Annotated in this window: 28 protein-coding genes; 4 read left to right on the forward strand and 24 right to left on the reverse strand. The window is 34.7% G+C overall.

Going from position 1 to position 26,763, the window contains the following annotated elements; genetic code table 11:
- Nucleotides 1-14: 14 nt before the first annotated feature.
- Together ffh and AC000W_RS09740 are read right to left on the reverse strand one after the other, a co-directional pair.
- On the reverse strand, nt 15-1,343 hold the full coding sequence (gene ffh / locus AC000W_RS09735; RefSeq protein ID WP_474747914.1) for a signal recognition particle protein: 1,329 nt from the start codon (nt 1,341-1,343) through the stop codon (nt 15-17).
- A 142-nt stretch (nt 1,344-1,485) separates the two neighbouring features.
- The gene (locus AC000W_RS09740) at nt 1,486-3,243 is read right to left on the reverse strand and encodes a hypothetical protein (protein WP_474747916.1); all 1,758 of its coding nucleotides are present in this window, start codon (nt 3,241-3,243) and stop codon (nt 1,486-1,488) included.
- Nucleotides 3,244-3,365: 122 nt separating this feature from the next.
- Here AC000W_RS09740 and AC000W_RS09745 point away from each other — a divergent pair, with 122 nt between their 5' ends.
- The 3 genes from AC000W_RS09745 to AC000W_RS09755 all read left to right on the forward strand — a co-directional run bounded on the left by AC000W_RS09745 (nt 3,366) and on the right by AC000W_RS09755 (nt 7,404).
- Nucleotides 3,366-3,863 carry an RNA polymerase sigma factor gene (locus AC000W_RS09745; protein WP_474747966.1) on the forward strand — a complete coding sequence of 166 codons (498 nt, stop codon included), beginning with the start codon at nt 3,366-3,368 and terminating at the stop codon, nt 3,861-3,863.
- 87 nt (nt 3,864-3,950) lie between these two features.
- Nucleotides 3,951-4,862 carry a FecR family protein gene (locus tag AC000W_RS09750; protein WP_474747917.1) on the forward strand — a complete coding sequence of 304 codons (912 nt, stop codon included), beginning with the start codon at nt 3,951-3,953 and terminating at the stop codon, nt 4,860-4,862.
- Nucleotides 4,843-7,404, forward strand: coding sequence for a TonB-dependent receptor (locus tag AC000W_RS09755; protein WP_474747918.1), 2,562 nt, complete (start codon nt 4,843-4,845; stop codon nt 7,402-7,404). The genes AC000W_RS09750 and AC000W_RS09755 overlap by 20 nt, the downstream gene beginning before the upstream one ends.
- 76 nt (nt 7,405-7,480) lie before the next feature.
- Here the strand turns inward: AC000W_RS09755 and AC000W_RS09760 are convergent, their stop codons facing one another.
- The 3 genes from AC000W_RS09760 to argS all read right to left on the reverse strand — a co-directional run bounded on the left by AC000W_RS09760 (nt 7,481) and on the right by argS (nt 10,828).
- The gene (locus tag AC000W_RS09760; protein ID WP_474747920.1) at nt 7,481-8,056 is read right to left on the reverse strand and encodes a hypothetical protein; all 576 of its coding nucleotides are present in this window, start codon (nt 8,054-8,056) and stop codon (nt 7,481-7,483) included.
- 122 nt (nt 8,057-8,178) lie between these two features.
- Nucleotides 8,179-9,003, reverse strand: coding sequence for a zinc-dependent peptidase (locus tag AC000W_RS09765; protein WP_474747921.1), 825 nt, complete (start codon nt 9,001-9,003; stop codon nt 8,179-8,181).
- 40 nt (nt 9,004-9,043) lie between these two features.
- Nucleotides 9,044-10,828, reverse strand: a complete 1,785-nt coding sequence (gene argS, locus AC000W_RS09770) for an arginine--tRNA ligase (RefSeq protein WP_474747923.1) — start codon at nt 10,826-10,828, stop codon at nt 9,044-9,046.
- Nucleotides 10,829-10,952: 124 nt separating this feature from the next.
- Here argS and AC000W_RS09775 point away from each other — a divergent pair, with 124 nt between their 5' ends.
- The gene (locus AC000W_RS09775) at nt 10,953-12,443 is read left to right on the forward strand and encodes a BCCT family transporter (protein WP_476658676.1); all 1,491 of its coding nucleotides are present in this window, start codon (nt 10,953-10,955) and stop codon (nt 12,441-12,443) included.
- An 8-nt stretch (nt 12,444-12,451) separates the two neighbouring features.
- On the opposite strand, the gene AC000W_RS09780 is transcribed toward AC000W_RS09775, so the two are convergent.
- From AC000W_RS09780 to rplR, 19 genes are all read right to left on the reverse strand, one after another.
- Complete coding sequence (locus AC000W_RS09780; protein ID WP_474747925.1) at nt 12,452-12,847, reverse strand: ACT domain-containing protein; 396 nt, start codon at nt 12,845-12,847, stop codon at nt 12,452-12,454.
- A gap of 6 nt (nt 12,848-12,853) precedes the next feature.
- The gene (ctlX, locus tag AC000W_RS09785) at nt 12,854-13,786 is read right to left on the reverse strand and encodes a citrulline utilization hydrolase CtlX (RefSeq protein ID WP_474747927.1); all 933 of its coding nucleotides are present in this window, start codon (nt 13,784-13,786) and stop codon (nt 12,854-12,856) included.
- A gap of 1 nt (nt 13,787) precedes the next feature.
- Nucleotides 13,788-14,702, reverse strand: a complete 915-nt coding sequence (locus tag AC000W_RS09790) for a dimethylarginine dimethylaminohydrolase family protein (protein WP_474747928.1) — start codon at nt 14,700-14,702, stop codon at nt 13,788-13,790.
- Nucleotides 14,703-14,790: 88 nt separating this feature from the next.
- Nucleotides 14,791-16,074, reverse strand: a complete 1,284-nt coding sequence (locus tag AC000W_RS09795) for a citrate synthase (protein WP_474747929.1) — start codon at nt 16,072-16,074, stop codon at nt 14,791-14,793.
- A gap of 111 nt (nt 16,075-16,185) precedes the next feature.
- Complete coding sequence (locus tag AC000W_RS09800; RefSeq protein ID WP_474747931.1) at nt 16,186-17,727, reverse strand: glycogen synthase; 1,542 nt, start codon at nt 17,725-17,727, stop codon at nt 16,186-16,188.
- Nucleotides 17,728-17,838: 111 nt separating this feature from the next.
- Entirely contained in the window at nt 17,839-19,131 is a 1,293-nt protein-coding gene (eno, locus tag AC000W_RS09805; protein ID WP_474747932.1) for a phosphopyruvate hydratase, read from the reverse strand.
- Between the two features lie 119 nt (nt 19,132-19,250).
- Entirely contained in the window at nt 19,251-20,363 is a 1,113-nt protein-coding gene (carA, locus tag AC000W_RS09810) for a glutamine-hydrolyzing carbamoyl-phosphate synthase small subunit (protein ID WP_474747933.1), read from the reverse strand.
- Between the two features lie 97 nt (nt 20,364-20,460).
- The gene (rplQ, locus tag AC000W_RS09815; protein ID WP_474747934.1) at nt 20,461-20,961 is read right to left on the reverse strand and encodes a 50S ribosomal protein L17; all 501 of its coding nucleotides are present in this window, start codon (nt 20,959-20,961) and stop codon (nt 20,461-20,463) included.
- 63 nt (nt 20,962-21,024) lie between these two features.
- Nucleotides 21,025-22,017, reverse strand: coding sequence for a DNA-directed RNA polymerase subunit alpha (locus tag AC000W_RS09820; protein WP_474747936.1), 993 nt, complete (start codon nt 22,015-22,017; stop codon nt 21,025-21,027).
- Nucleotides 22,018-22,032: 15 nt separating this feature from the next.
- On the reverse strand, nt 22,033-22,638 hold the full coding sequence (gene rpsD / locus AC000W_RS09825) for a 30S ribosomal protein S4 (protein WP_474747937.1): 606 nt from the start codon (nt 22,636-22,638) through the stop codon (nt 22,033-22,035).
- A 94-nt stretch (nt 22,639-22,732) separates the two neighbouring features.
- Nucleotides 22,733-23,125, reverse strand: coding sequence for a 30S ribosomal protein S11 (gene rpsK, locus AC000W_RS09830; protein ID WP_167966068.1), 393 nt, complete (start codon nt 23,123-23,125; stop codon nt 22,733-22,735).
- A 12-nt stretch (nt 23,126-23,137) separates the two neighbouring features.
- Nucleotides 23,138-23,512, reverse strand: a complete 375-nt coding sequence (gene rpsM / locus AC000W_RS09835) for a 30S ribosomal protein S13 (protein ID WP_167966070.1) — start codon at nt 23,510-23,512, stop codon at nt 23,138-23,140.
- Nucleotides 23,513-23,514: 2 nt separating this feature from the next.
- Nucleotides 23,515-23,631, reverse strand: coding sequence for a type B 50S ribosomal protein L36 (gene ykgO / locus AC000W_RS09840; protein ID WP_013621733.1), 117 nt, complete (start codon nt 23,629-23,631; stop codon nt 23,515-23,517).
- 1 nt (nt 23,632) lies between these two features.
- Nucleotides 23,633-23,848, reverse strand: coding sequence for a translation initiation factor IF-1 (infA, locus tag AC000W_RS09845; protein WP_011710675.1), 216 nt, complete (start codon nt 23,846-23,848; stop codon nt 23,633-23,635).
- Between the two features lie 3 nt (nt 23,849-23,851).
- Nucleotides 23,852-25,195, reverse strand: a complete 1,344-nt coding sequence (secY, locus tag AC000W_RS09850) for a preprotein translocase subunit SecY (RefSeq protein ID WP_474747939.1) — start codon at nt 25,193-25,195, stop codon at nt 23,852-23,854.
- Nucleotides 25,196-25,203: 8 nt separating this feature from the next.
- The gene (gene rplO, locus AC000W_RS09855) at nt 25,204-25,662 is read right to left on the reverse strand and encodes a 50S ribosomal protein L15 (protein WP_474747941.1); all 459 of its coding nucleotides are present in this window, start codon (nt 25,660-25,662) and stop codon (nt 25,204-25,206) included.
- A gap of 14 nt (nt 25,663-25,676) precedes the next feature.
- On the reverse strand, nt 25,677-25,856 hold the full coding sequence (rpmD, locus tag AC000W_RS09860; RefSeq protein ID WP_474747943.1) for a 50S ribosomal protein L30: 180 nt from the start codon (nt 25,854-25,856) through the stop codon (nt 25,677-25,679).
- Nucleotides 25,857-25,862: 6 nt separating this feature from the next.
- Complete coding sequence (gene rpsE / locus AC000W_RS09865; RefSeq protein WP_474747944.1) at nt 25,863-26,387, reverse strand: 30S ribosomal protein S5; 525 nt, start codon at nt 26,385-26,387, stop codon at nt 25,863-25,865.
- Between the two features lie 9 nt (nt 26,388-26,396).
- A complete protein-coding gene (gene rplR, locus AC000W_RS09870; protein WP_474747945.1) occupies nt 26,397-26,753 on the reverse strand; it encodes a 50S ribosomal protein L18 in 357 nt (118 codons plus the stop codon).
- Nucleotides 26,754-26,763 lie beyond the last annotated feature (10 nt).

The following is a 26,763-nucleotide window of genomic DNA, read 5'->3' on the forward strand; positions in this document are numbered from 1 at the left end:
TTTTGGTTTTAAAATTATTTCATATTCTGCATCATCTGCATCATTTTTTTACCTCCGCCCCCTTGCATCATTTTCATCATCTTGCCCATTTGGTCAAACTGTTTTAAAAGTTGATTTACTTCTTGTATTGTTCTACCACTACCTTTTGCAATTCTCTTTTTTCTACTAGCATCCAATTTAGAAGGAGTTGAGCGTTCTTCTGGTGTCATAGAATGGATAATGGCTTCAATATGTTTAAAGGCATCATCATCAATATCCAATCCTTTTAAGGCTTTTCCGGCACCAGGAATCATTCCCATTAAATCCTTCATGTTGCCCATCTTCTTAATTTGCTGTATCTGACTTAAAAAGTCGTCAAAACCAAATTTATTCTTGGCAATTTTCTTTTGGATTTTTCGGGCTTCCTCTTCATCAAACTGTTCCTGAGCTCTTTCAACAAGAGAAATAACATCCCCCATTCCCAAAATACGGTCAGCCATACGGGATGGGTGAAAGACATCTATGGCCTCCATCTTTTCACCAGTTCCAATAAATTTAATGGGCTTATCTACAACCGATTTAATCGATATGGCCGCACCACCACGGGTATCACCATCCAATTTGGTAAGGATTACCCCATCAAAATTCAAGATATCATTAAAAGCTTTAGCCGTATTTACAGCATCTTGACCTGTCATGGCGTCCACCACAAACAATGTTTCTTGGGGAGTTATGGCTTTGTGGATATTGGCAATCTCATCCATCATCTCCTCGTCCACTGCCAAACGCCCAGCAGTATCTATAATCACCACATTACATCCTAAAGATTTAGCGTGAGCGATACCTGCCTTTGCAATCGCCACTGGGTCACTATTTCCTTTGTCTGAATACACCTCAACATCTACCTGTTCACCTACGATATGTAATTGATCTATCGCGGCAGGCCTGTAGACATCACAAGCTACCAATAAAGGCTTCTTGGATTTCTTTGTTTTTAGATATTTGGCAAGCTTTCCAGAAAATGTTGTTTTACCAGAACCTTGAAGACCAGACATTAAAATTATTGAAGGATTACCAGATAGGTCTATTCCTTCAGCATCGCCTCCCATTAACTCGGTAAGCTCATCTTTAACGATTTTCACCATTAATTGTCCAGGTTGCAAAGAGGTCAATACATTTTGACCCAATGCTTTTTCTCTAACTCTATTAGTGAACTCCTTAGCTATTTTAAAGTTGACATCGGCATCCAATAAAGCTCTCCTTACTTCTTTAACCGTTTCAGCAACGTTAATTTCGGTAATCTGACCATGTCCTTTGAGGACGTGAAGGGCTTTATCTAGCTTTTCGCTTAAATTATCAAACATAATCTTCCATTATTAAAGGGAAAGGCAAATTTAATAATAACAATGGGAAGTGGGAAGTTTGACTATGGAAATATGCAAAAACAAAAGAGCACCCATTCATAAATGGATGCTCTTTATCAAGATTGAGGGCAAAAAAGGCTAATTATTTTTCGAAAACCAATATTTCTACTGAACCATCTCCACCACTTACACTTTTAAGCTCTATTCTATCACTTGTAATTGAAACTAAATCCCAATCATCTGTAAGTTCGTTAAATGGCTCCATATCAACACCAAAATTTAAATACACCTGTAGTTTTCCATCACTATCTCTAACTGCTCTCCAGATACCATCCAATAATGGGTCGGCGTTTGTAGATACCGTAACTTTATGCTCAGCAGAGAAAGAAAAATCATATCCTTCAAAATCATCTGTATTATCCATATCTCCATCTGTATAGTTGGCCACCATCCAATCACCACCCATCATGATGTTTCTGATTTCCATAAGGTCACCATCCATATGGTCGTTTTCACAATTTCTTAAAAGAATCAACTCCCATCCATCAACTTCAAACTTCAAACGCTTGTCATCTAAATCTCTCAACGGCCATTCAAAACTTACACCTGGCTCAGATCCCATTGTAATAGCCATTACAAGCACACCTTCTTCATTTGTTGTTATTTCCCAAGTTCCTTCTGAAGTAGTTGTACCATTGCTCAATGTTACCACACCTTCACCCATAAATTTAAACTCATAACCTAACAATCTCTCTACTTCCTGATTTTGGTTGTACACTTTTTTGATTACCCAGCTACACCCTTTTAAGATTTCTCTTAAAGTATCTGTATTTGGTAAATTATCTATGTCACAGCCCTTGTGCATAATTATCTTATCACCATCACCAGCGTACAATTTAATTTTACCTTCTCCAAGCTCATAAACAGCCCATTCTAAAGTAAAGTCAACCAATTCACTAAACTCTAAGTTCAAGTGTATTCTATGTTCGCCAACTCTAGTGCTCCATTCTCCTTCCAAAGTGTTTCCTTCTCTATCTTTAACTAGAACACTTCCGTCTTCTCTAAAGTTCATTACATAGTCTATATACTGCTCCGTTTGCTCCTGATCATTTCTCTTTACTTCATGAACTAACCATGGGCATTTTACCAAGTACTCATTTAAACGTTCTTGGGTAAAATCATCATCATTATGGTCATTGTCATCATCCTCATCACAAGCATCTTTTGCAGTTTCAATAGCATGAGCCAATTCAGCATTCGTATTCACTACAACTTCAGTTCCATCATAAAGAGCCAACGTTACAGGAAAATCTATACTGATTAAATCATTTTCTCCTCTTTCATGGAAAAATCTTCTTAACTCCATATCGCTATTTACAGTTACACTACCTGTTTTTTCCAAATTGGCATCAAACGTGTACAATGTAATTGGGTATACAAAGTCTATACATTCTATATCATCATCGTCTCCACCTTCTTTACATTCTTTAGCAATCTCACGCAAATCTTCTTTATTATTGATTACGATTTCATCAAAGTTTGCAGAAGTAATAGTAATTGGGAATATAATTTCCAAAATATCTTCATCTGTATCAGCAGAATCAATAACCTCTTCTATCAATCTTAAATCTTCAATAGAATCAATTGTAAGTTCCAGTCCATTTACCTCAACAGTATAAGGGAATTGAACAGCAAAACAACTGGTACCATCTACAATATTATCATAGGAACCATCATTAGAAGATGTTTTTTCCATAAGCAACGCAGTAGAAGAACTGGCAGATATGGTTTCTTGCTCATCACCATTTGGCAATGGCTCTATTTCTTCTTGACAAGATGTAAAACTAAGTGCCACAGTAAATAAGGCAGTAAACATTAAGTAACTAATAAACTTTTTCATAACGATTTGGAATTTTTTTTGTTCGTATGGTTATAAAACAACTAACTTTTAAAATACCCTACCACATTTTTAATTTTTTTTAAAATATCTTTGAAAAAACCAACTAAGTGAATAGTAATAAGATGGACAACGTATGTGAAGAGAAGGTATTTAGCTCGCTCTTTGAAACTAATTCCAAAACGATTTTTAATTACATATATTATAAGTTTGGTAATGAAGAAAAGGCTTATGATGCTGTACAGGAAGCTTTTGTAAAGCTTTGGGAGAATTGTGCCAAGGTTGCACCAGAAAAAGCAAAATCCTATGTTTATACGGTTGCCAATAATTTATACCTTAATGTATTAAAGGCAGAAAAGGTGCGAATGAAGTATGCGGATACATCTAATGACCGCACAAATGAATCCCCAGAATTTTTATTGGAAGAAAAAGAATATCAAGAAAAACTGGATAGGGCACTCAACAGTTTACCAGAAAACCAACGAACCACTTTTTTATTGAATAGGATTGATGGAAAAAAATATGCAGAGATTGCAGAAATGGAAGGTGTAAGTATAAAGGCTATAGAAAAACGAATGCATTTGGCATTAAAAAGTTTAAGAGAGCAGATTGATGGAATATAATCACTGTTGGAAGTTGGAAAAAAAAATAAATTATAAAGTAGGGTATTTTATTTCTTAGTTGTTATAAAGATGTAAAGCATAGAAATCATGCAAGAAAATTATTTAGCAAAATGGCTTAACAATGAAATCTCTGGGAAAGAGCTAGAGGATTTTAAAAAATCCGATGAGTATGCTTCTTATAAGAGATTGGCCGAAGTTTCTAAAACTATGGAGGCTCCGGAATTTAATGTTGAAAAGGCCATGAACGACTTTAAAGTCACCAACTATAACAAAGATGTTAAAGTGGTGCAATTGAACCCTATTAGAAAGTTCATGAGAATTGCAGCAGCTGTAGCGGTTATTGCTGTTAGTTCCTATTTTTACATAAACTCTCTTGATGAAACTGTTACTACGCAATATGCAGAAAACACACAGGTTATTTTACCAGACAATTCACAAATTGCACTTAATGCAGACTCTAAAGTTTCTTATAGTGAAAAGAAATGGGATAAAGAACGTAATGTTTCTTTAGAAGGGGAAGCTTTCTTTAAAGTTGCCAAAGGAAAACGTTTTACCGTAGCCACAGAGGATGGTTTGGTAGCCGTTATGGGGACTCAATTTAATGTAGAAAATAGAAGAGGATATTTTGAGGTTTCTTGTTATGAAGGCTTGGTAAGTGTAACATATAATGGTAAAGAAACCAAACTACCAGCTGGTAATTCTTTTGTAGTTATCAATGGAAAAATAATGAATGCTGAAGTTCAAAAAAACACACAACCATCTTGGATAAATAAAGAAAGTACATTTAAAAGTACTCCATTGTACTATGTGCTAGATGAATTTGAAAGACAGCATAATATTGTGGTTGAAACAGAAAATATAGATGTAAATAAATTATTTACAGGCACTTTTAGCAACACCGACGCAGAATTAGCGTTAGAAAGTATTAGTGTTCCCTCTCAAATAAAGTTTAAATTAGAGGGGAATAAAGTACTCTTCTATGCGGAAAACGCACAGTAAATACATAAGCTGTCTTTTATGCTTGTTTTTCTTTCTTACCATTTTCATTGGTAGAGCACAGGAAACATCAACTGTACCCATTAATCTTGTTGCTTACTTACAAGAATTGGAAAAGGAGTATAACGTTAAATTTTCCTTTGTTGATGATGATATTCAACCCATTTCCATCAACAAACCAAAAGGTGAAGCTCTTGAGGTTTTATTGGACGACATTAAAAACCAGACTCAACTTAAGATCCAAAAAATAAACAATCGTTATTATTCTCTTTTTAAAAACAATACAGTTACTATTTGCGGACAGGTACAGGATAACTACAAAAATCTTTTACAAAGCGGGGCAACCATTGAAGTTTTAGATAGCGATATTGCCATTCTGACCGATTTTGATGGTAAATTCTCTTTAGAAAACATACCACAAGACGCAACCATTCGTATTCGTCATATTGGATACAAAACCAAATATATTAGTGCTTCGGAATTAACGGCACAAAACCCCTGTATATCCATTCCGCTAGGTCTTAGTTATGAGCTATTGGACGAGGTTATTCTTTATGAATTTTTAACTACAGGACTTTCCAAACAAGCAGATGCCAGTATCCAAATAAATATGGAAGAACTAGGCATTCTTCCTGGTCTTATTGAGCCAGATGTTTTACAGACCATACAAGCCTTACCTGGCATTAAAAGCATTGATGAAACAGTTTCTGACATTAACGTACGTGGGGGTACCAATGACCAAAACCTAATTCTTTGGGATGGCATTAAAATGTACCAATCCGGTCATTTTTTTGGTTTGATTTCTGCTTTTAACCCCTATTTAACGGATAAGGTAACGATTATAAAAAATGGCACCAGTGCCCAATATGGTGATGGTATCAGTAGCGTCATTAGCATGGAAACCAAAAACGAGTTAAAAGACACTTTTTTTGGTGGAGCTGGTTTTAATTTAATTAGTGGCGATTTATATGGTCAAGTCCCTATAAGTCAAGATTTAGCTTTTCAGTTTTCCGCAAGGCGTTCTACTACGGACTTTATAAATACCCCAACATATAACCGTTTTTTTGGTAAAGCTTTTCAGGATAGTGAAGTCAAAATAGGAAATAGCGCATCTGCAGACAGGAATATCATAAGAGACGAGGACTTTTACTTTTATGATTTTACGGCAAAACTATTATATGACATTGATGAATATCAGAAAATACGATTGAGTTTTATAAACATTAACAACCACCTTGATTATCTGGAAACAGTGGATGATAATAATACCACACAAAGCACACTTAACCAAACCAATGTCTCTTTTGGCGGCAGTTTGGAGAGTCAGTGGACCCGCAATTTCTCCTCTTTGTTAAATGTGTATTATACGCAATATAATTTGGATGCAGAGAACATACTAGAAAATCAAACACAGCAACTCTCACAAAAGAATGAAGTGTTAGAAACTGCTATAAAACTGAATACCACCTATGAAGTGTCTGGGCAACTAAAATGGCTCAATGGCTATCAGTTCAATGAAGTGGGCATTACCAATTTTACCAATGTTACATTGCCTTTTTATAACAGCAACTTAAAAGGTGTTATTAGAACACATTCTGCATTTTCGGAACTGAACTATATTTCTCCCAGTGAAAAATTGAACCTTAGAGGTGGTACACGTCTTAACTATATTGAAAATTTAAACACGTTTAAGGAATTTATTATTGAACCCAGATTTAATTTAAGTTATTCTCTTTCCAAGAATTTTAAAACCGAAGTGCAAGGCGAATTTAAAAATCAGACTACCAATCAAAAAATAGACTTGGAACAAAACTTTTTGGGTGTGGAAAAACGCCGTTGGATACTTTCTGATAACGATTCCATCCCCATCACCAAAAGCAAGCAGGCTTCCATTGGCATTAATTATGATAAAAAAAGCCTATACGTTGGTCTAGAGGGCTTTTACAAAGAAGTAACTGGTGTAAGTACTATTACACAGGGTTTCCAAAATGAAAATCAATTTAATGGTGAAATTGGCAGCTATGATGTTGTGGGAGCAGAATTCCTCATCAACAAAAAAACAGCTCACTACAGTACGTGGTTAAGCTATACCTACAATGTGAACAATTATAATTTTGAGGACATTGTCCCGAATAGCTTTCCGAACAATTTGGACATTAGGCATCATGTCACTTTTGCAGGAATCTATACCTTGAAAAACCTAAAATTAGGTGTTGGGTTAAATTATAGAACAGGAAAACCTTATACACAACCTCTTGATGGAGACCAAGCCATAAATACTTCAACTTTTCCAAATACCATAAATTATAAAGAACCCAATAGTGATAGGTTGCCAAACTATATTAGAGCAGATGCATCTGCCACTTATAATTTTACAATGGGTGATAAGGTAAAGGCAACGGTTGGCACCTCCATCATTAACTTTTTAAACAGAAAAAATATTTTAAATACCTATTACAGACTAAATGAGGACAACCAAATTGAAACAGTGGAAAGTATTTCTTTGGGCATTACGCCCAATGTAAGTTTTAGGGTACGTTTTTGATTACCATATAGCTAATTCCATATTGCCGAATACATCCTCTCATTAATTTTTAACACTGGTTATTTTTCCTCTACTATCAATCTTCTATGATATTCCAGTCGTAAAAAGTATATACTATTTCCCATTTGTTATTCTCCTTTTTCAAAATATAAATCGGTGCTTGGTTTTCATATACTTCCCGATAAACTGCAATATTGTCAATAATAATAGGAATTGTAATCCTAAAGGTTTGATTTTTAAAATCTTTAGATCTATCAAATGATTTAGAAAGTACCACATTTGACCCAAACCATTTTTTATTAAGTTTTATAGGTTTTAGTCTTATTATGTTCGTCCAAATCTCTTTCTGAACCGATTGAGTTAAAATCTGCCTTAATTGGTCATCCTGAATTATAGTTGGGAAATCAACTTTATCAAACATCAAATTAAGATTTTGGTCAAAATACATACTCCAACCTTTATCAAAATAAGTTGTCTCATAAATATATTTTTTTCCTTTACCCGATTCAAGCATATAATTTAAAATACTTTGTTGTTCTATACTTAAATTAAATCTTTCTTTACTTTGTCCAAAACAGTATATAACAGTGAGACAATAAAAAATCAAAAACAATCCATTAGCATTTTTCCCCTTTTGAATTTGAATAACCATATCTTTCTGATTTTATATTTTTTTGTACCACTCAAAACACTAGACCTTTCACAAAATACTTTATAAATAATTATTAAAAATCATAAAAAGTGTTTCTTTAGGCATTACTCCCAATGTAAGTTTTAGAGTAAGTTTTTGATTCTTAATTTCCAAGTAGGTTCATAAAAATCAAAGTTTAACATCTTTCTAATTATATCATATAAATCTGGAAATTTCTGTTTAAACTCCGATGGACTTTCAACATAATTTTCTACAGCCACAGCAAAAAATTCGTGGATATTGGTTTTAGAATACTCTCTAAAATAATTCATAGAATCCAGTCTACTTTTAAATTTTTCATCTAAAAGCAGTTTTTTTATAGCTCTTAAGCCATATCTATATTTACGGGCCTCCCAAATATTTTTATTAAAAGATTCAAAACTAAGTGCATGAGCAAATTCATGTACGGCCAAATTTAAATTATCATCGCTTACATCAAATCCCTCTTTTAAATTTTCAGCAGAAAAAACCAATGTTTTTAATCCTGGGTTATACTCTCCTAAATGATGTTGTTTATTAATTCTAGAATAATACTGTGAAGGATAAATTACAATTCTAAGAACAGAACGCAACATTCGGTAATTATTTAATCCCAATGTTAACAATGCCGCTGTTGCACTTAACAATAATGTTATTTCTTCTTCTTTCTCAATTGAGCCATGAAAAACAAACTTTTTGCGACTTCTAAACCACGCCAGCCTTTTTTTAAACTTTTCTTTGAATCTCTCAGGAAGACTGGTGTAAATTGGAAAATTATTCTTTAAATAAAATTCCTCATCTCTAGTTATTTGCTTTATTCTATTAAATGGGTTTATATGAAACAAGCCCAAAGCATAATAGATAATATAAGATAGATAGCAAACAAAATACAGTACTGCTAGAGTCCCAAATATTTCAGGTGTTGACATTAAGTTGGTGTTGGTACAATGAAAGTAATCAAATATTTAATTACATCCTCTCTGGCACCTTAATTCCCAATAACTTAAATGCAGACTCAATTACTTCTCCCACTTTCTTTGAAAGTTGTACACGCAAAATTTTCTTTGCCGCATCCGTTTCTCCCAAAATGGATACTTGTTGATAAAAAGAATTGAACTCCTTTACCAAATCATAGGTGTAGTTGGCAATTAAAGCCGGACTATAATTCTCCGCCGCCAATTGAATGGTTTCTGGAAATAACTGAATTTGCTTTAGCAGCTCTTTTTCTTTTGAATGCAACTCTAATGTCGCCTCGAGCGGAGTCGAGAGGTCAACATTTACACTTTCAGCCTTTCTAATTATTGATTGAATTCTTGCGTACGTATACTGAATAAAAGGTCCTGTATTTCCTTGGAAATCTACTGATTCTTCCGGGTTAAAAAGAATGCGTTTTTTTGGGTCTACTTTTAAGATATAGTATTTTAACGCCCCAAGACCTATCATTTTATATAATTCTTGCTTTTCAATGTCTGAGTAATCTTCTAACTTACCCAATTCCTCAGAGATTTCTTTAGCGGTTTGGGTCATGTCATTGATTAAATCATCAGCATCTACAACTGTACCTTCCCGACTTTTCATTTTACCACTTGGTAAATCCACCATGCCATAACTTAAATGATGCAACTGTTCTGCCCATGAAAACCCAAGTTTCTTAAGAATTAAGAATAATACTTTAAAATGGTAATCTTGCTCATTCCCTACTGTATAAACCATTCCGTTTACATCAGAATAATCTTTTACACGTTGTATGGCTGTACCAATATCTTGGGTCATGTAAACTGCTGTACCATCGGAACGCAATACTATTTTCTCATCCAGACCTTCGTCAGTTAAATCTATCCAAACGGAGCCATCTTCTTTCTTGAAAAACACTCCTTTTTTGAGTCCGTCTGCAACAACATCTTTACCTAATAAATAGGTATCGCTTTCATAATACAATTGGTCAAAATCTACTCCAAGATTTTTATACGTTTCTTCAAAACCTTTATAAACCCAACCGTTCATCGTTTTCCAAAGGGTAACAACCTCATCATCTCCAGCTTCCCATTTACGAAGCATTTCCTGAGCTTCAACCAATAACGGAGCTTCTTTCTCTGCAACTTTCTGCTCAGTTCCATTTGCTACTAAATTGGCAACCTCAACTTTATACGCTTTATCAAAAGCCACATAATAATTCCCAACTAGCTTATCTCCTTTTAAACCTGTACTTTCTGGAGTTTCTCCCTTTCCAAACTTCTGCCAAGCCAACATACTTTTACAGATGTGGATTCCACGGTCATTTATAATTTGGGTTTTGTACACTTTTTTTCCTGAAGCCTTTAAAATTTCAGCTACGGAGTATCCTAATAAATTGTTTCTAATGTGTCCTAAATGAAGTGGTTTGTTTGTGTTAGGCGAAGAATATTCCACCATTACTGCTTCTTTATTTTCAGTAACAAAACCATAATTTACTTCATCTTTAATTGAAGTAAAAAAATCTAAATAAAAAGCATCACTGATAACAATATTTAAAAAACCCTTTACAACATTAAAGCCAGTAACCTCTTCCACATTCTCCTGTAAAAACGCACCTATTTGCTTTCCAATTGCTTCTGGATTGCCCTTTACAACCCTAAGCATAGGAAATACCACAATAGTAATATCACCTTCAAAATCTTTACGTGTAGGCTGAAACTCCACAGTAGGAAGTTCTGCATTAAAAATGGAGTTAACCGCTTCTTTCACCTTGGCCGTAAGTACTTCTTGAACATTCATTAATTTGGACGTATAAGCCTGCAAAATTACGGAAATTTTAAGCTAATCCCCTAAAAGGAACAAAAGCCTTCTTAAGGTTTTAAAAATTGGCTAACTTTAGAACTTACACAGATAAATCTTGTCCTTGCTCTTAAAAAAGAACACCCTACTAACAACATCTATTTCAATACTATTCCTATGCTCTTTGGTTACCTTTATTTGGACAGAGGAAAGTTATAATGCCGTAGAATTTGCCTCCATTTGGGTCCGTAACCATTTTGGATATTTCTATTTGTATTTAGGCTTTGGGTGTGTTCTATTTCTTTTAGGCATTGCATTCTCTCCACTAGGAAAATTAAAATTAGGGAAGAAAAATAAAAAACCTGAACATTCATTGTGGAGCTGGGTAGCCATGCTATACAGTGCAGGAATGGGAGCAGGCATTCTACTTAGAGCAGTGCAAGAACCAGTTTTTATGCAGCAGCATCCTCCTTATGCCTCCAATTTGAGTGCAAACACTATAGCCTTAGAATACACTTTTTACCAATGGGGATTTACCGCTTGGGCATTTTATGGGCTTTTTGCCATGGTTGTTGGTTATGCCCTTTTTGTTCAAAAGAAAAAAGTAAAAGTGAGTGCTACTATTGAAGATGTAATACAGAACAAACCTGCTAGGATTGGTATTGATATCATGACCATTATTACTACAGTTTTTGGACTCATAGCAGCAATAGGATTAGGCACAGCACAAATAAATGGTGGACTAAATCATGTGTTTTCGACTGATTTGGGAATTGGAACAACCATTCTTTTAGCAATTCTGGTTTCTACGCTTGCCTTTATTTCTGCTTGGAAAGGAGTAAATAAAGGCATTAAAATGCTATCTAAAATAAATATTCTAATAACGCTAGTACTACTATTCTTTATTTTCTTTACAAGTGATATGGCTGCTATTTTAGTTTCTTTTGGAAAAGCTACGTTGAATTATCTTTTGGATTTTATCCCAATGAGTTTGGCGCTGGGCAACTACAATCCAGGAATTGGCTTTCTAACAGATTGGACTTTCTATTATTGGGCTTTTTGGTTGGCGTGGGCACCTTTTACAGGAATCTTCATTGCACGAATTTCCAAAGGAAGAACATTGCGACAATTACTTTTAGGCGTTCTTATTATTCCTTCTTTGGGAACGTTTTTTTGGTTCTCGGTTTTTGGAACTTCAGCCTTTCAACTGATTGAAGGTTGGGGAACTTACAACAATGAATTTGGAAACGTGTTTTCCTCCATCTTTGTGTTTTTTGAACATTATCCTATGACGACGTTCCTAAATGCTATAACACTTATTTTGTTGATTGGGTTTTTAGTTACCTCGGTAGATTCTGCCGTTTTTGTACTGAGTATGTTTACCGACAATGGCAAAAAGAACCCTAAGAAAAAACACCGTTTAATTTGGTCTGTTTTTATTCTTTTGGCAACCATTGCGTTGCTCCTTTTGGGCAATGCCAAACCAGATATTGATATTCTAGTTGCCGTTCAAAAATTATTGATTATTACTTCGCTACCCTTCGCTTTTTTTATGGTAGTAATGGCTGTTGTTTTTTTGAGAGGTATTATAAGATCTCAACTCCGCTCAACCTAAAAAGAATTCTACCTAGTAGTTAAAAGAGTTAAAACCTCAATCGCTCTTTGTCCATCATTTATATTGACAAAAATATGGTCATGATAATAACCTGAAATTACGTTACAACTAATATTTTGTTTTGCTAAAGCATTTGAAAACATAGCTGTTAAGCCCACAGCCTCTAGAGAAGAATGTACATTCAGTGTAATCCATGACGCTAGGTAATCATACTTTAAATTGTATAAGTCCGCATAGCGTTGCTCTAAAATTAAGGTTATTCCTTCTTTTTCTTTAAATTCAGATTGTATATGTTCTACAAGAATCCCTTTAGTAGAATTAACTGTAGTAAATACGTATGTGCCGTCATGCAATTCTGGTTGCAAGGCCTTAATCAATTGTTCAAGGTTTGTTTCTCCTGTCATCACCAATTAGCTTTTAGGTAAAAACACTTCCGCCATCATACAGCGGGCACTTCCACCACCACAAGTTTCAATAGTTTCCAAAGAACTATGTATAATTTCACAATGTTTTTTTATCGCACTAATTTGACTGGTCGTTAAACTGTTATGGGCAGAAGAGCTCATAACCAAAAACCTTTCACCATCTTTCCCCAGCACTTGAAGCATATTCCCAGCAAATTGATGCATTTGTTTTTCAGAAATAGAAATGATTTCTTTTCCATCTTGTTTTAAATGACTTATAACAGATTTTTTTTCTTTTTTGTCATCAATAGTATCCAAACAAATTACTGCAAAAGCATCTGCTATGCACATCATTACATTGGTGTGATATATAGCTGCTCGTTGTCCATCAACTGTTTGGTTTGCAGTGAATATCACAGGAGCATAATCAAAATCCTCACAAAACTCAATAAACAGCTCCTCATCCGCTCGTGGTGATAAAGCGCAATAGGCTTTTTTGTTAACTCTGTCCAATGCAATACTTCCAGTAGCTTCTAAAAACAATTCCTCTTCCTCGGCAGAAGAATAATCTATTACGTTTTCTATTAAAAAACCTTTTTCCTCTAAAATATCCAAAATATCTTCTCGCCTTTCTTGCCTTCTGTTTTCAGCAAACATTGGATATAGTCCTACGGTTCCATCGGCATGAAAAGAAACCCAATTATTTGGAAAAATAGAATCAGGAGTATTTGGTTCCAAAGTATCTTCTACAACAATCACATTCACTCCCTTTTTCCTTAATGCAGCTACAAAGGCATCAAACTCGGCTTGAGCCTTTTTATTAATTTCTGCATTCTTAAGATTAAGGTCTTCTTGAAAATAATTATTTACCGCAGTCTGCTCGTTCATTCTAAAACTTACAGGGCGAATCATTAAAATTGTATTGGTAATTTGACTCATTTCATTCGCGAATTAATGGCAATGTACTACAACGCAATAACCCTTCTTGTTTGGCAATTTCGGCATAGGGTATTTCTTCCACTATAAAACCTTGTGCTCTCAACCAAGTATTTAACCTAGTAAAATTTTGTTCAGAAACCACCACATCAGGAGAAATAGAAAACACATTACTGTTCATATTGTACATTTCCTCTTTGGTGATTTCAAAAATATTTTCTTCCCCAAAATAATCTACCAGCCATTGGTATTCCTCATCAATTAAAAATCCATTTTTATGTAAAATGGCCTTATTTTTTCCTACGGGCTGAAAACAACAATCCAAATGTAGTGCGTTTTCCTTTGCATTGGTATTAGATTTCCTCAACTCAAATGACTTTACCTTCTTGTGTGGAAATTGTTCAGCAATAAAATCCACCCCTTCTTTATTAGTCCTTGCCGTAATAAAATCTGCATAATCATCACCTGTATAAGTGCCTATAAAAATATATTCGTTCCACGGCATAACATCCCCACCTTCTATATGGACCTCATCTGGCGGGCGAATATTCTTGTCTGGGGCAATTCTGTCTAGCACATGTAAAATAGCATCAAATTCGGCCTCCCTATGTGGCAAAATATTGGCATGTATTATTTTATCTTCAATAACAAAAGCAATATCTCTGGAAAAAATCTGGTTACAATCTTGAAGTACTTCAGGCCTAAAAACTTGAACATTGTATTTTTCTAAAACTTTAGCAAAAGCATCCATTTCCTTAATCATATCCATTTCGGTAGGGTAAGTTCCTGCCAAAATATGCTCCACTGATTTAGGATCATAGGCTTCCTCAACTTTGGGCACAGGACCGCAACTTTCTGCAGTACCCAAAACAACTGCTTTTAAAGTTGATGTTTCATCATTGATATGTAATTGGAGCATATTCTAATTTTGGACAAATGTAGAAATAAAATTGCCCTTTACTGAGAAAACAGAAAGGGCAATAAAAAAGTTATAGATAGATTGTAATTTATCTTATATCCAACTCTACAAATGGTCTGGCATTCTCACCAATATAAACTTGTCTTGGACGGCCAATTGGTTCTCCTCTTAGGCGCATTTCTCTCCACTGGGCAATCCAGCCGGGCAATCTACCCAAAGCAAACATTACGGTAAACATTTCTGTTGGTATTCCTAATGCTCTATATATAATCCCAGAGTAGAAATCTACATTGGGATACAATTTTCTATCAACAAAATAAGGGTCTTCCAAAGCTTCTTTTTCTAGTCCTTTAGCAATATCAAGAATTGGGTCATCTATACCCAAATCTGCCAATACTTCATCTGCAGCCTTTTTAATGATTCTTGCTCTTGGGTCAAAGTTTTTATATACCCTATGTCCAAAACCCATTAATCTAAATGGATCGCTTTTATCTTTTGCTTTGGCCATATATTTTTTGGTGTCACCACCATCCTTTTCAATTGCTTCCAACATTTCTAAAACTGCTTGATTTGCTCCCCCATGAAGTGGTCCCCAAAGTGCAGAAATACCAGCAGAAATAGAAGCAAATAACCCCGCATGAGATGATCCTACAATACGAACCGTAGAAGTTGAACAATTCTGCTCGTGGTCTGCATGCAAAATCAACAATTGATCTAAAGCGTCAATTACAACTTTATTTATTTTATAAGATTGGTTGGGTCTCTTGAACATCATCTTATGAATATTCTCTACATAACCTAAAGAATCATCACCATAATCCAACGGCAATCCCTTTTTCTTTCTTAATGCCCAGGCTACTAATACCGGGAATTTTGCCAATAATCTAACAATGGCATCATACATCTCTTTATCTGATGATACATCTACTGTCTTAGGGTTAAAAGCTATTAATGCACTGGTCAATGAAGATAACACGCCCATTGGGTGCGCCGATTTTGGAAAACCATCCAAAATTTTCTTCATTTCCTCATCCACATGAGACTCAGCTTTAATATCATTATGAAATTTTTCAAGTTTCACCTTATCTGGCAATTCTCCAAAAATAAGCAAGTAGGCAACTTCCAAAAAATCAGCTTTCTCTGCCAATTCTTCAATGGAATACCCTCTATATCTAAGCACCCCTTTTTCACCATCCAAAAAAGTAATGGCACTCTCACAGGAGCCTGTATTTTTATACCCAGGATCTATTGTAATAATGTTGGTTGATCCTCTTAGTGTTTTAATATCAATTGCAACCTCATCCTCCGTTCCTTTAATAACAGGAAACTCATATTTTTTGCCTTGAAATTCTAATGTAGCTATGTCTGACATTGGTGCTTTTTAGTGTTTTAAAAATAAGAAAGTAAATTTACGAAAAAGACACCATCTTAACAATTTGGGGCCCTGATAATGCAAATAAATTATTTGCTTAAGATATTCTTTTTAAGAATTTAACAAATAAAGTTCATCATAGTACTGGTCAACAGACTTTTCCCAAGTAAACTTCATTTTTTTGGCATTGGCCTGAATCTTTTTCCATGTAGGTTTATCATTCTGAAAAATATCCAAAGCAACATCAAAACATTTTAGCATATTCTTTATTTTTTCATCATACGTTTCACCATCAAAACTAAAACCAGTTTTCATATGCTCCACAGTATCTTTTAAACCCCCAGTATGATGAACCAAACAAGGATTACCATTTCTCATAGAGAGCATTTGGCTTATACCGCACGGTTCAAAAAGACTGGGCATAAAATATAAATCGGACTCCAAATAAATTGAATCAATTAAATCTTCAGATTGTCCGTTTGTAAAAATAAAGTTTTTGTGATTGTAGCTTAAATCTCTAAATAGATCTTCATATTCTGGAGCTCCCGTACCCAAAAGCATAAAAATGCCATCTATTTTTTCTAGTTTTTTCAATATTTCTACAAAAGCCTCTGGTGAACGCTTAAAAAAGTAAAATTTTTGCTCCGTTAGTCTTGCCACACTAGATACAATAAATTGGGGACGATTTCCAACATACTCCATTACTTTTTCCCCTGTATGTGCCAAAAAATCGGCTTTATATTTTTTAGATTCTTCTTGCAACCATCTAAACAACGCTTTTACAGTATTACGGTATATAAAACCAGTATCTGCTGCACGTATATTTTTATAATTGCAGCCATTGAGAATGCCAAATAATCTTCCTTCATTATCAGCCTTTTTTAAATCCTCTTCTAAACCTTCACCTCCAATAAATTCCGGTGGTCTACTAGACAATAGCACATCTTCTTTATAGGAAGGAGAAACTGTATGCACAGCATCGGCCAACCGTATACCAACGGCCATAAGGTTAATACAATCTTGATACCTATAATCCATTAATCCTTTATAATCTATCGGGATTTCTGGAAACCAGTTTCTAAGGGATGAATAATTATTCTCAAAAGGTCGAATCCCTTGAATAGCCAAATTATGTATACTATATACAAAACGAAGTTTCTTTAAAGACTTATACGAACCGTGGTATTGCCTTAAATATAACAACAAGCTAGAATGCCAATCATGTAAATGCACCACATCCAACTTACCAAAAGCTTCCTTTTTAATAGCTTCGGCTACAGCGGTACAAAAAATAAAATACTTTATAGCATCTGTAAAAAAAGGCTCTTTGGGATCATTGTGATAAATATGAGCTATATCTCCAGCTTCAATCTCTGGGTGATGAATCACATAATGGTATATATTCTTGAACTCTTTTTTTGGAACAACCTCATACAGCTCAGCAATGTAAGTTGTATTCCTTAACTGAAAATTTAATTTTGTTTTTAATATGCCTTTTTGATGAAGCCTACCATAAGAAGGAACTACAATGTGAACTTTGTCTCCTTTTTCTGAAATTTTACGGGGAACGTCGCGAACAACATCTCCCATACCCCCAGCTTTACAATTGGCAATGGCGTCATTTTCCGCAGCTGCAAAAAGAAAATTATTCATTAAGATTTAGATACTAGGTTAGATTACCAATATATCAATTAAATTAATATTTCATTAATGATTCTTCAAAAAAAATCCTTTTTGGTTACAAAAAGGATTTTACATTGGCTTTTATCTTATTTTAAATGCTTTTTCCTTAGGGTAATAAGCCATGCTTCCCAGTTCTTCTTCTATTCTTAAAAGTTGGTTATATTTTGCCATCCTATCTGATCTAGATGCTGAACCTGTTTTAATCTGTCCTGTATTTAAAGCAACAGCTAAATCAGCAATTGTGTTATCTTCAGTTTCTCCAGAACGGTGAGACATTACAGATGTATAACCTGCATTCTTGGCCATATTAACTGCAGCAATAGTCTCAGTTAATGTTCCAATCTGGTTTACCTTAATTAAAATTGAATTGGCAATTCCGTTTTCTATACCTCTAGATAAACGTTCAACATTGGTCACGAATAAATCATCTCCAACTAATTGTACTTTATCACCAATTTTTTCAGTTAAAGATTTCCAACCTTCCCAATCGTTTTCATCCATACCATCCTCAATAGATATTATTGGGTATTTGGCAGAAAGGTCTGCTAAGTACTGTGCCTGTTCCTCAGAAGTTCTTATTACACCTTTATCACCTTCAAATTTAGTATAGTCATATTTTCCATCCACAAAAAATTCTGCAGAGGCACAATCCAATGCTATCATTACATCATCACCTAAAGTATACCCTGCATTCGACACAGCCTTAGCTATGGTATCCAATGCATCCTCTGTACCACCAGCTAAATTAGGGGCAAAACCACCCTCATCACCAACCGCAGTACTTAAACCTCTATCGTGCAACACTTTTTTAAGATGATGAAAGATTTCTGTTCCCATTTGCATGGCATGAGAAAAATCATTCGCCTTAACTGGCATCACCATAAATTCTTGAAATGCAATTGGAGCATCAGAATGGGAACCTCCATTGATAATGTTCATCATTGGCACTGGCAATGTATTAGCACTAACCCCACCAATATATCTATATAAAGACATTCCTAGTTCATTTGCTGCAGCTTTAGCAACCGCTAAAGAAACACCTAAAATGGCATTGGCTCCCAATTTTGATTTATTTGGAGTCCCATCTAAATCTATCATGGTTTGGTCAATTAAGTTTTGTTCAAAAACTGACATTCCAACAACCTCTTCTGCAATTGTAACATTTACATTGTTCACAGCATTACCAACTCCTTTACCCATAAATGACTTACCACCATCACGAAGCTCTACAGCCTCATGCTCACCTGTTGAAGCTCCAGAAGGAACCGCAGCTCTACCCAATACCCCATTTTCTGTAATTACATCTACTTCTACCGTAGGATTACCTCTTGAGTCTAAAATTTGTCTTGCATGAACATTAATGATGATACTCATATTATTTTCTTTTTTTATTGTTGATTTTATGTGCGCAAATATACAAAAGCGCATTGTTATTGTATTTCCTAGTAACCTTATATTGTGTTGGAAATAACTATTATTTAACCTAAAACGTTTTAATTGGAACTAACCTTTATCATTTGGAAAAACTCATCAAAAAGATAGTCAGCATCATGTGGTCCAGGGCTTGCCTCTGGGTGGTATTGAACCGAAAACACTTCTTTGTTCTTCATTCTAATCCCAGCAACTGTATTATCGTTTAAATGTGTATGCGTAATTTCTAAATCTGTATTGGCCTCTGCCTCTTCTCTATTGATTGCAAACCCATGATTTTGAGAGGTAATTTCCCCTTTCCCTGTTTTTAGATTCAACACAGGATGATTTATACCTCTATGCCCATTATACATCTTATAAGTGGAAACTCCATTTGCCAAGGCAATTACTTGATGCCCTAAACAAATACCAAAAAGAGGTTTATCACTTGCTATAATATCTTTAGCAGTTGCAATAGAATCATTTAATGGTTCTGGATCACCAGGACCGTTGGAAATAAAATACGCATCAGGTTTCCATTCTTTCATTTCATCAAAAGAAGCATTGTATGGAAATACTTTAATGTAGGCATCTCTTTTAGCCAAGTTCCTTAAAATATTCTTTTTTATTCCAATATCTAAAGCAGAGATTTTATAAGTAGCCTTTTCATCGCCATAAAAATATGGCTCTTTTGTTGATACTTTAGAAGCCAATTCTAAACCTTCCATACTTGGTACAGAAGCTAATTGTTTTTTTAATCCCTCAATATTTTCAATATCGGTAGATATTACAGCATTCATTGCTCCATTATCACGAATGTAACTTACCAAAGCTCTTGTATCCACATCGGAGATAGCAAAAAGATTGTTGTCATTTAAAAAATCCAATAAACTTGTATCTGAATTTGGCCTTGAATATTCATAACTAAAATTCTTGCAAATTAAACCCGCAATCTTAACCGAATCCGATTCTATTTCTTCTTTGTTTGTCCCGTAGTTGCCAATATGGGCATTGGTAGTTACCATTAACTGTCCAAAATAAGAAGGATCAGTAAAAATTTCCTGATATCCAGTCATTCCAGTATTAAAACATACTTCTCCAAAGGAAGTTCCTTCTTTTCCCCCAACAGCTTTCCCATAAAAAATAGTACCGTCAGCCAATAATAACAGCGCCCTTTTTTTAGATAGATACTTCATAAATTATTTTCAAAAATTTTGGTTTCACAAATAAACATAAAAAAAGGATAAGCTATTAGGCCTATCCTTTTACAATTATTAAGTTGTTATAAACATCTTATTCTTCAGAATCATCAGTTTGTGTTTCAGCAACAACAGGTGCAGCTTCTTTTTTAGCTCCTCCGCCTCTTCTACTTCTTCTAGTAGTTTTCTTTTTAGGCTTACCGGCATTGTATAGTTCATTGAAATCTACAAGCTCTATCATAGCCATATCGGCATTATCGCCTAAACGATTTCCTAACTTTATAATTCTTGTATATCCTCCAGGTCTGTCACCAACTTTTTCAGCAACTTCACTGAACAATTCTGTTACAGCATATTTATCTCTAAGATTCTTAAATACAATACGTCTGTTATGAGTCCCTTTTTCTACTGTTTGATTATTCTCTGTCTTAGACTTCGTAATCAAAGGCTCTATAAACTGTTTCAAAGCTTTAGCTTTTGCAACAGTTGTATTAATTCTCTTATGCTCTATTAAAGAACAGGCCATATTAGCCAACATAGCTTTTCTATGAGCTGTCTTTCTTCCTAAATGATTAACTTTTTTACCGTGTCTCATATTTACATATTATCATCTTGCTACCAAACCCGTTCATATGAACGAGGAGCAAAATATGATTAATTAATCTTTATCTAATTTATATTTTGACAAATCCATTCCAAAACTTAAGCCCTTGTTGATTACCAACTCTTCAAGCTCAGTCAATGACTTCTTACCAAAGTTTCTGAATTTCATTAAATCATTTTTATTGAAAGAAACCAAATCTCCCAATGTATCAACTTCAGCAGCTTTTAAGCAGTTTAATGCACGAACAGACAAGTCCATATCAACCAATTTGGTTTTAAGCAATTGTCTCATATGTAATGATTCCTCATCATATGTTTCAGTCTGCGCAATCTCATCAGCCTCCAATGTAATGCGCTCATCAGAGAACAACATAAAGTGGTGAATCAATACTTTTGCAGCCTCAGTTAAAGCATCTTTAGGATGAATTGAACCGTCTGTAACGATTTCAAAAACCAATTTCTCATAATCGGTCTTTTGCTCTACCCTAAAATTTTCTATGCTATATTTTACATTCTTTACAGGTGTAAAAATAGAATCCACAGCAATTGTTCCCAATGCCGCATTGGACTTTTTATTTTCCTCTGCAGGAACATACCCTCTACCTTTATCTATAACTATCTCCATATTGATAGCCACTTTAGCATCCATATTACAGATTACTAAATCTGGATTCAACACTTGGTAGCCAGAAATGAATTTTTGGAAATCCCCAGCAGTAAGCTGGTCTTTTCCACTAACAGAAATAGAAACTACCTCTGCATCAACATCTTCTATTTGTCTTTTAAAACGTACTTGTTTTAAGTTTAAGATAATCTCAGTAACGTCTTCTACGACACCTGGGATTACAGAAAACTCGTGCTCAACTTTATCAATTCTAACCGAAGTAATAGCAAAACCTTCCAAGGCTGAAAGCAATACTCTTCTTAGTGCGTTCCCAACAGTAAGTCCATAACCAGGTTCCAAAGGACGAAATTCGAATTTCCCTTCGAAATCAGAGGAATCTATCATTATAACTTTATCGGGTTTCTGAAAATTAAATAATGCCATATTGGATCAGGTTGTTTATTTAGAGTATAACTCGACGATTAATTGTTCTTTTATGTTTTCAGGAATCTGAAGTCTTTCTGGTACAGAAACAAAAGTTCCTTCCTTTTTTTCAGAGTTCCATGTAATCCACTCATATACACTGCTACTTGCAGCTAGTGAGTCTTGTATTGTTTGTAAAGACTTAGATTTTTCTCTAACTCCAACAACATCTCCAGCTTTTAAGCTATATGATGCAATCCCAACCACTTCACCATTAACAGTAATATGTCTATGTGATACTAATTGTCTTGCTCCACTTCTAGTTGTAGAAATTCCCATTCTATAAACTACATTATCTAAGCGGGATTCACATAATTGCAAAAGCACCTCACCGGTTACACCTTTACTACTATTAGCTTTTGCGAATATGTTTCTAAATTGTTTTTCTAATATACCATATGTATATTTAGCTTTTTGCTTTTCCATTAACTGGACAGCATATTCTGATTGTTTTCCACGGCGTCTATTCTGTCCGTGTTGCCCTGGAGGGTAACTTTTCTTTTCAAAAGACTTATCGTCTCCAAAAATTGCCTCTCCAAACTTACGTGCAATTTTACTTTTTGGTCCTGTGTATCTTGCCATTTTCCTTTTTAAAATTTGAAAGTGTGATTATGAATTAAGGCTTATCCTTCGATAATCGCAACTACACTTTCGTGAAAATTAATATATAAATTGATTAAACTCTTCTTCTTTTTGGAGGTCTACACCCATTATGTGGCATTGGCGTAACGTCAATAATTTCAGTTACTTCTATTCCAGCATTATGTATTGAACGGATAGCAGATTCTCTACCGTTACCTGGGCCTTTAACATAAACCTTTACTTTTCTTAAACCAGCTTCATGTGCTACTTTGGCACAATCTTCTGATGCAACTTGAGCTGCATAAGGTGTATTCTTTTTAGAACCTCTAAAACCCATTTTCCCAGCTGACGACCAAGAAATAACATCACCTTTTTTATTAGTCAAAGAAATAATAATGTTGTTGAAAGAGGCTGTAACATGGGCTTCACCCACAGACTCTACAATAACCTTACGCTTCTTTGCTGCTTTTGCGCTTGTCTTTGCCATAATCCTTACTTATTACTTAGTTGCTTTCTTCTTGTTAGCAACAGTTTTTCTTTTTCCTTTACGAGTCCTAGAGTTGTTCTTAGTTCTTTGACCTCTTAGTGGTAAACCAGATCTGTGACGGATACCTCTATAACATCCAATGTCCATAAGACGTTTGATGTTCAATTGAGTTTCTGAACGCAATTCTCCTTCTATTGTAAAGGAAGAAACAGCATCACGAATGCGACCTATCTCATCATCGTTCCAATCCGATACTTTGGTATCTTCACTAACTTGAGCAATTTCTAAAATTTCTTTAGCTCTACTTTTACCAATACCAAAGATATAGGTAAGGGCTATTACGCCTCTTTTCTGTTTTGGTATATCTACACCTGCAATTCTTGCCATAATTACCCTTGTCTTTGTTTAAATCTAGGATTCTTTTTATTAATTACGTACAATCTGCCTTTTCTACGTACAATCTTGCACTCGGCACTTCTTTTCTTTATTGATGCTCTAACTTTCATCTTAGTATCTATATGTAATTCTTGCTTTAGTCAAGTCATAAGGGCTCATTTCCAGTTTAACCTTATCACCTGGAAGTAATTTAATATAATGCATACGCATTTTTCCAGATATATGAGCCGTTACTACGTGACCGTTCTCTAATTCTACCCTAAACATTGCATTAGACAATGCTTCTATTATGGTTCCATCTTGCTCTATTGCTGCTTGCTTTGCCATAACTTAAGCTACTTTTCTGTTTTTACCAGATTTCATTAATCCATCATAATGTCTATTCAACAAGTATGAATTCACTTGTTGTACAGTATCTATTGCAACCCCTACCATAATCAATAGGGAAGTACCTCCATAAAACAATGCCCAACCCGCTTGTACATCCATAAGTTTAACCACTATTGCAGGTAAAACTGCTAACAATGCTAAAAATACCGACCCAGGCAATGTAATCAAGGACATAATCTTATCCAGATAATCTCCTGTTTCTTTTCCAGGTCTAATCCCTGGAATAAAACCACCACTCCTTTTTAGGTCATCTGCCATTTTGTTTGTTGGAACAGTAATAGCGGTATAGAAGTATGTAAATATGATAATCAATAAGGCAAACAAAATATTATATGCCAAACCAAATATATCCGCAAACTGAACTTCCATCCACTGACCAAATGCTGTATCATTAAATGTTCTACCTATTAATCCAGGTGCAAACATAATTGCTTGTGCAAAGATGATTGGCATTACTCCAGAAGCATTTAACTTTAATGGAATGTATTGCCTAGACCCCATTACATTTTTTTCATATCCTCCAGATGCAGTCCTACGTGCATACTGAACAGGAATTTGGCGTGTTGCCATTACCAACAATACACTTAATAAGATTACAATAAACCAGATGATTACTTCAATAAGAATAAACATTAAACCACCATTGTTATTGGCAGTTCTAGAAACAAACTCTTGAAGGAATGATTGAGGCATCGTAGCAATAATTCCCACCATAATCAATAATGAAATACCATTACCAATACCTTTGTCTGTAATTTTTTCTCCCAACCACATTGCGAACACACATCCTGTAACCAAAATGATAACAGAAGGAACAATAAAGTTTAGGCCTTTACCTAATAAGAAAGCACTTTCTGGAACACCCAAAGCACTTAAACTATATAAATAGGCAGGAGCTTGTACAATACAAATACCAATAGTCAACCATCTTGTGATTTGATTAATAGTCTTTCTTCCACTTTCTCCTTCTTTCTGTAATTTTTGAAGATAAGGAATAGCTATTCCCATTAATTGAACAACAATAGATGCAGATATATATGGCATAATTCCCAATGCAAAAACCGAAGCATTTGAAAAAGCTCCACCTGTAAAGGCATTAAGAATTCCTAAAATACCTTGGTCAGTACTATCAGATAAACCACCTAATTGAGCAGTGTCAATACCAGGAAGTACTATCTGTGCACCAAAACGGTATACCAAAAGCAAACCAAGGGTAACTAAAATTCTACCCTTAAGTTCATCTATCTTCCAAATATTGGATATTGTCTCAAAAAATTTCTTCATAATCTATGTTATGCTTCTAAACTTATTGCTTCTCCACCTGCGGCTTCAATGGCCGACTTAGCAGTTGCTGTAAATTTATGTACGGATATTTTTAGAGTAGCCTTTAATTCTCCGCCACCTAAAATTTTAACCAAATCGTTTTTACCAGCCAATCTATTTTCAATTAGAGTTTCCAAAGTAACCGCATCTTTAACAGTCCCATTATCCACTAATTCTTGAAGCTTATCTAAATTAATACCAGTATATTCTTTTCTGTTAATGTTCTTAAATCCAAATTTAGGAACACGTCTTTGCAAAGGCATTTGACCTCCTTCAAAACCTATTTTCTTAGAATAACCAGATCTAGACTTAGCACCTTTGTGACCTCTTGTAGCAGTTCCTCCTTTTCCAGAACCTTGACCTCTACCGATAGTCTTGCCTGCTTTCTTAACTGAGCCCTCTGCTGGTTTTAAATTACTTAAATTCATTACACTAAATTATATTAAGCTTCTTCTGTAGAAACTAAGTGTTTTACTTTATCTATCATACCAAGGATACTGGCCGTATCATCATGTTCCACAACTTGACCAATTCTTTTTAAACCTAAAGCTTCCAATGTTCTTTTTTGGTTTTGTGGTCTCTTAATACCACTCTTTACCTGTTTAACTTTAATCTTTGCCATAATCTCTTATCCTTTAAAAACTTTTTCCAAAGAAACCCCTCTTTGATTTGCTACAGTTCTAGCATCCCTTAATTGTAAAAGCGCATCAAAAGTAGCTTTTACCACATTATGAGGATTAGAAGAACCTTGAGATTTAGACAATACGTCATGTACTCCAACTGCTTCTAATACCGCTCTCACTGCTCCACCAGCAATTACACCTGTACCATGTGATGCAGGTTGAATATAAACTCTGGCTCCACCAAATTTACCTTTTTGCTCATGAGGTAAAGTTCCTTTGTTCAAAGGTATTCTAATCAAATGCTTTTTAGCATCTTCAATAGCCTTAGCAATGGCAGTGGCAACTTCTTTGGACTTACCCAAACCATGACCCACAACACCATTTTCATCACCTACAACAACAATTGCAGAAAAACCAAATGCTCTACCACCTTTTGTTACTTTGGTAACACGTTGAACGCCAACCAAACGATCTTTTAATTCTAAACCTCCTGGTTTAACAGTTTCTACGTTTTTATATTTTTGGTACATACTCTTATTTTAGAATTTAAGTCCTGCTTCCCTTGCTCCTTCAGCTAATGATTTTATTCTTCCGTGATACAAATTACCACCTCTATCAAAAGCAACTGTTTCTATCCCAGCCTTCTTTGCCTTTTCAGCAATAGCTTTTCCAACGGCATTGGCAACCTCTATTTTTGTTCCTTTTACAGAACTTAGTTCTTTATCTCTAGATGAAGCTGATACCAAAGTGGCTCCAGAATTATCATCTATTATTTGAACATAAATTTCTTTATTACTTCTAAAAACAGATAATCTAGGTCTGTCCGCTGTTCCAAAGGAAACCTTTCTAATCCTATTTCTAATTCTCTGTCTTCTTTCTATCTTCGATAATGCCATGATACTATAA

The sequence above is a fragment of the Saonia sp. genome, assembly GCF_056326165.1.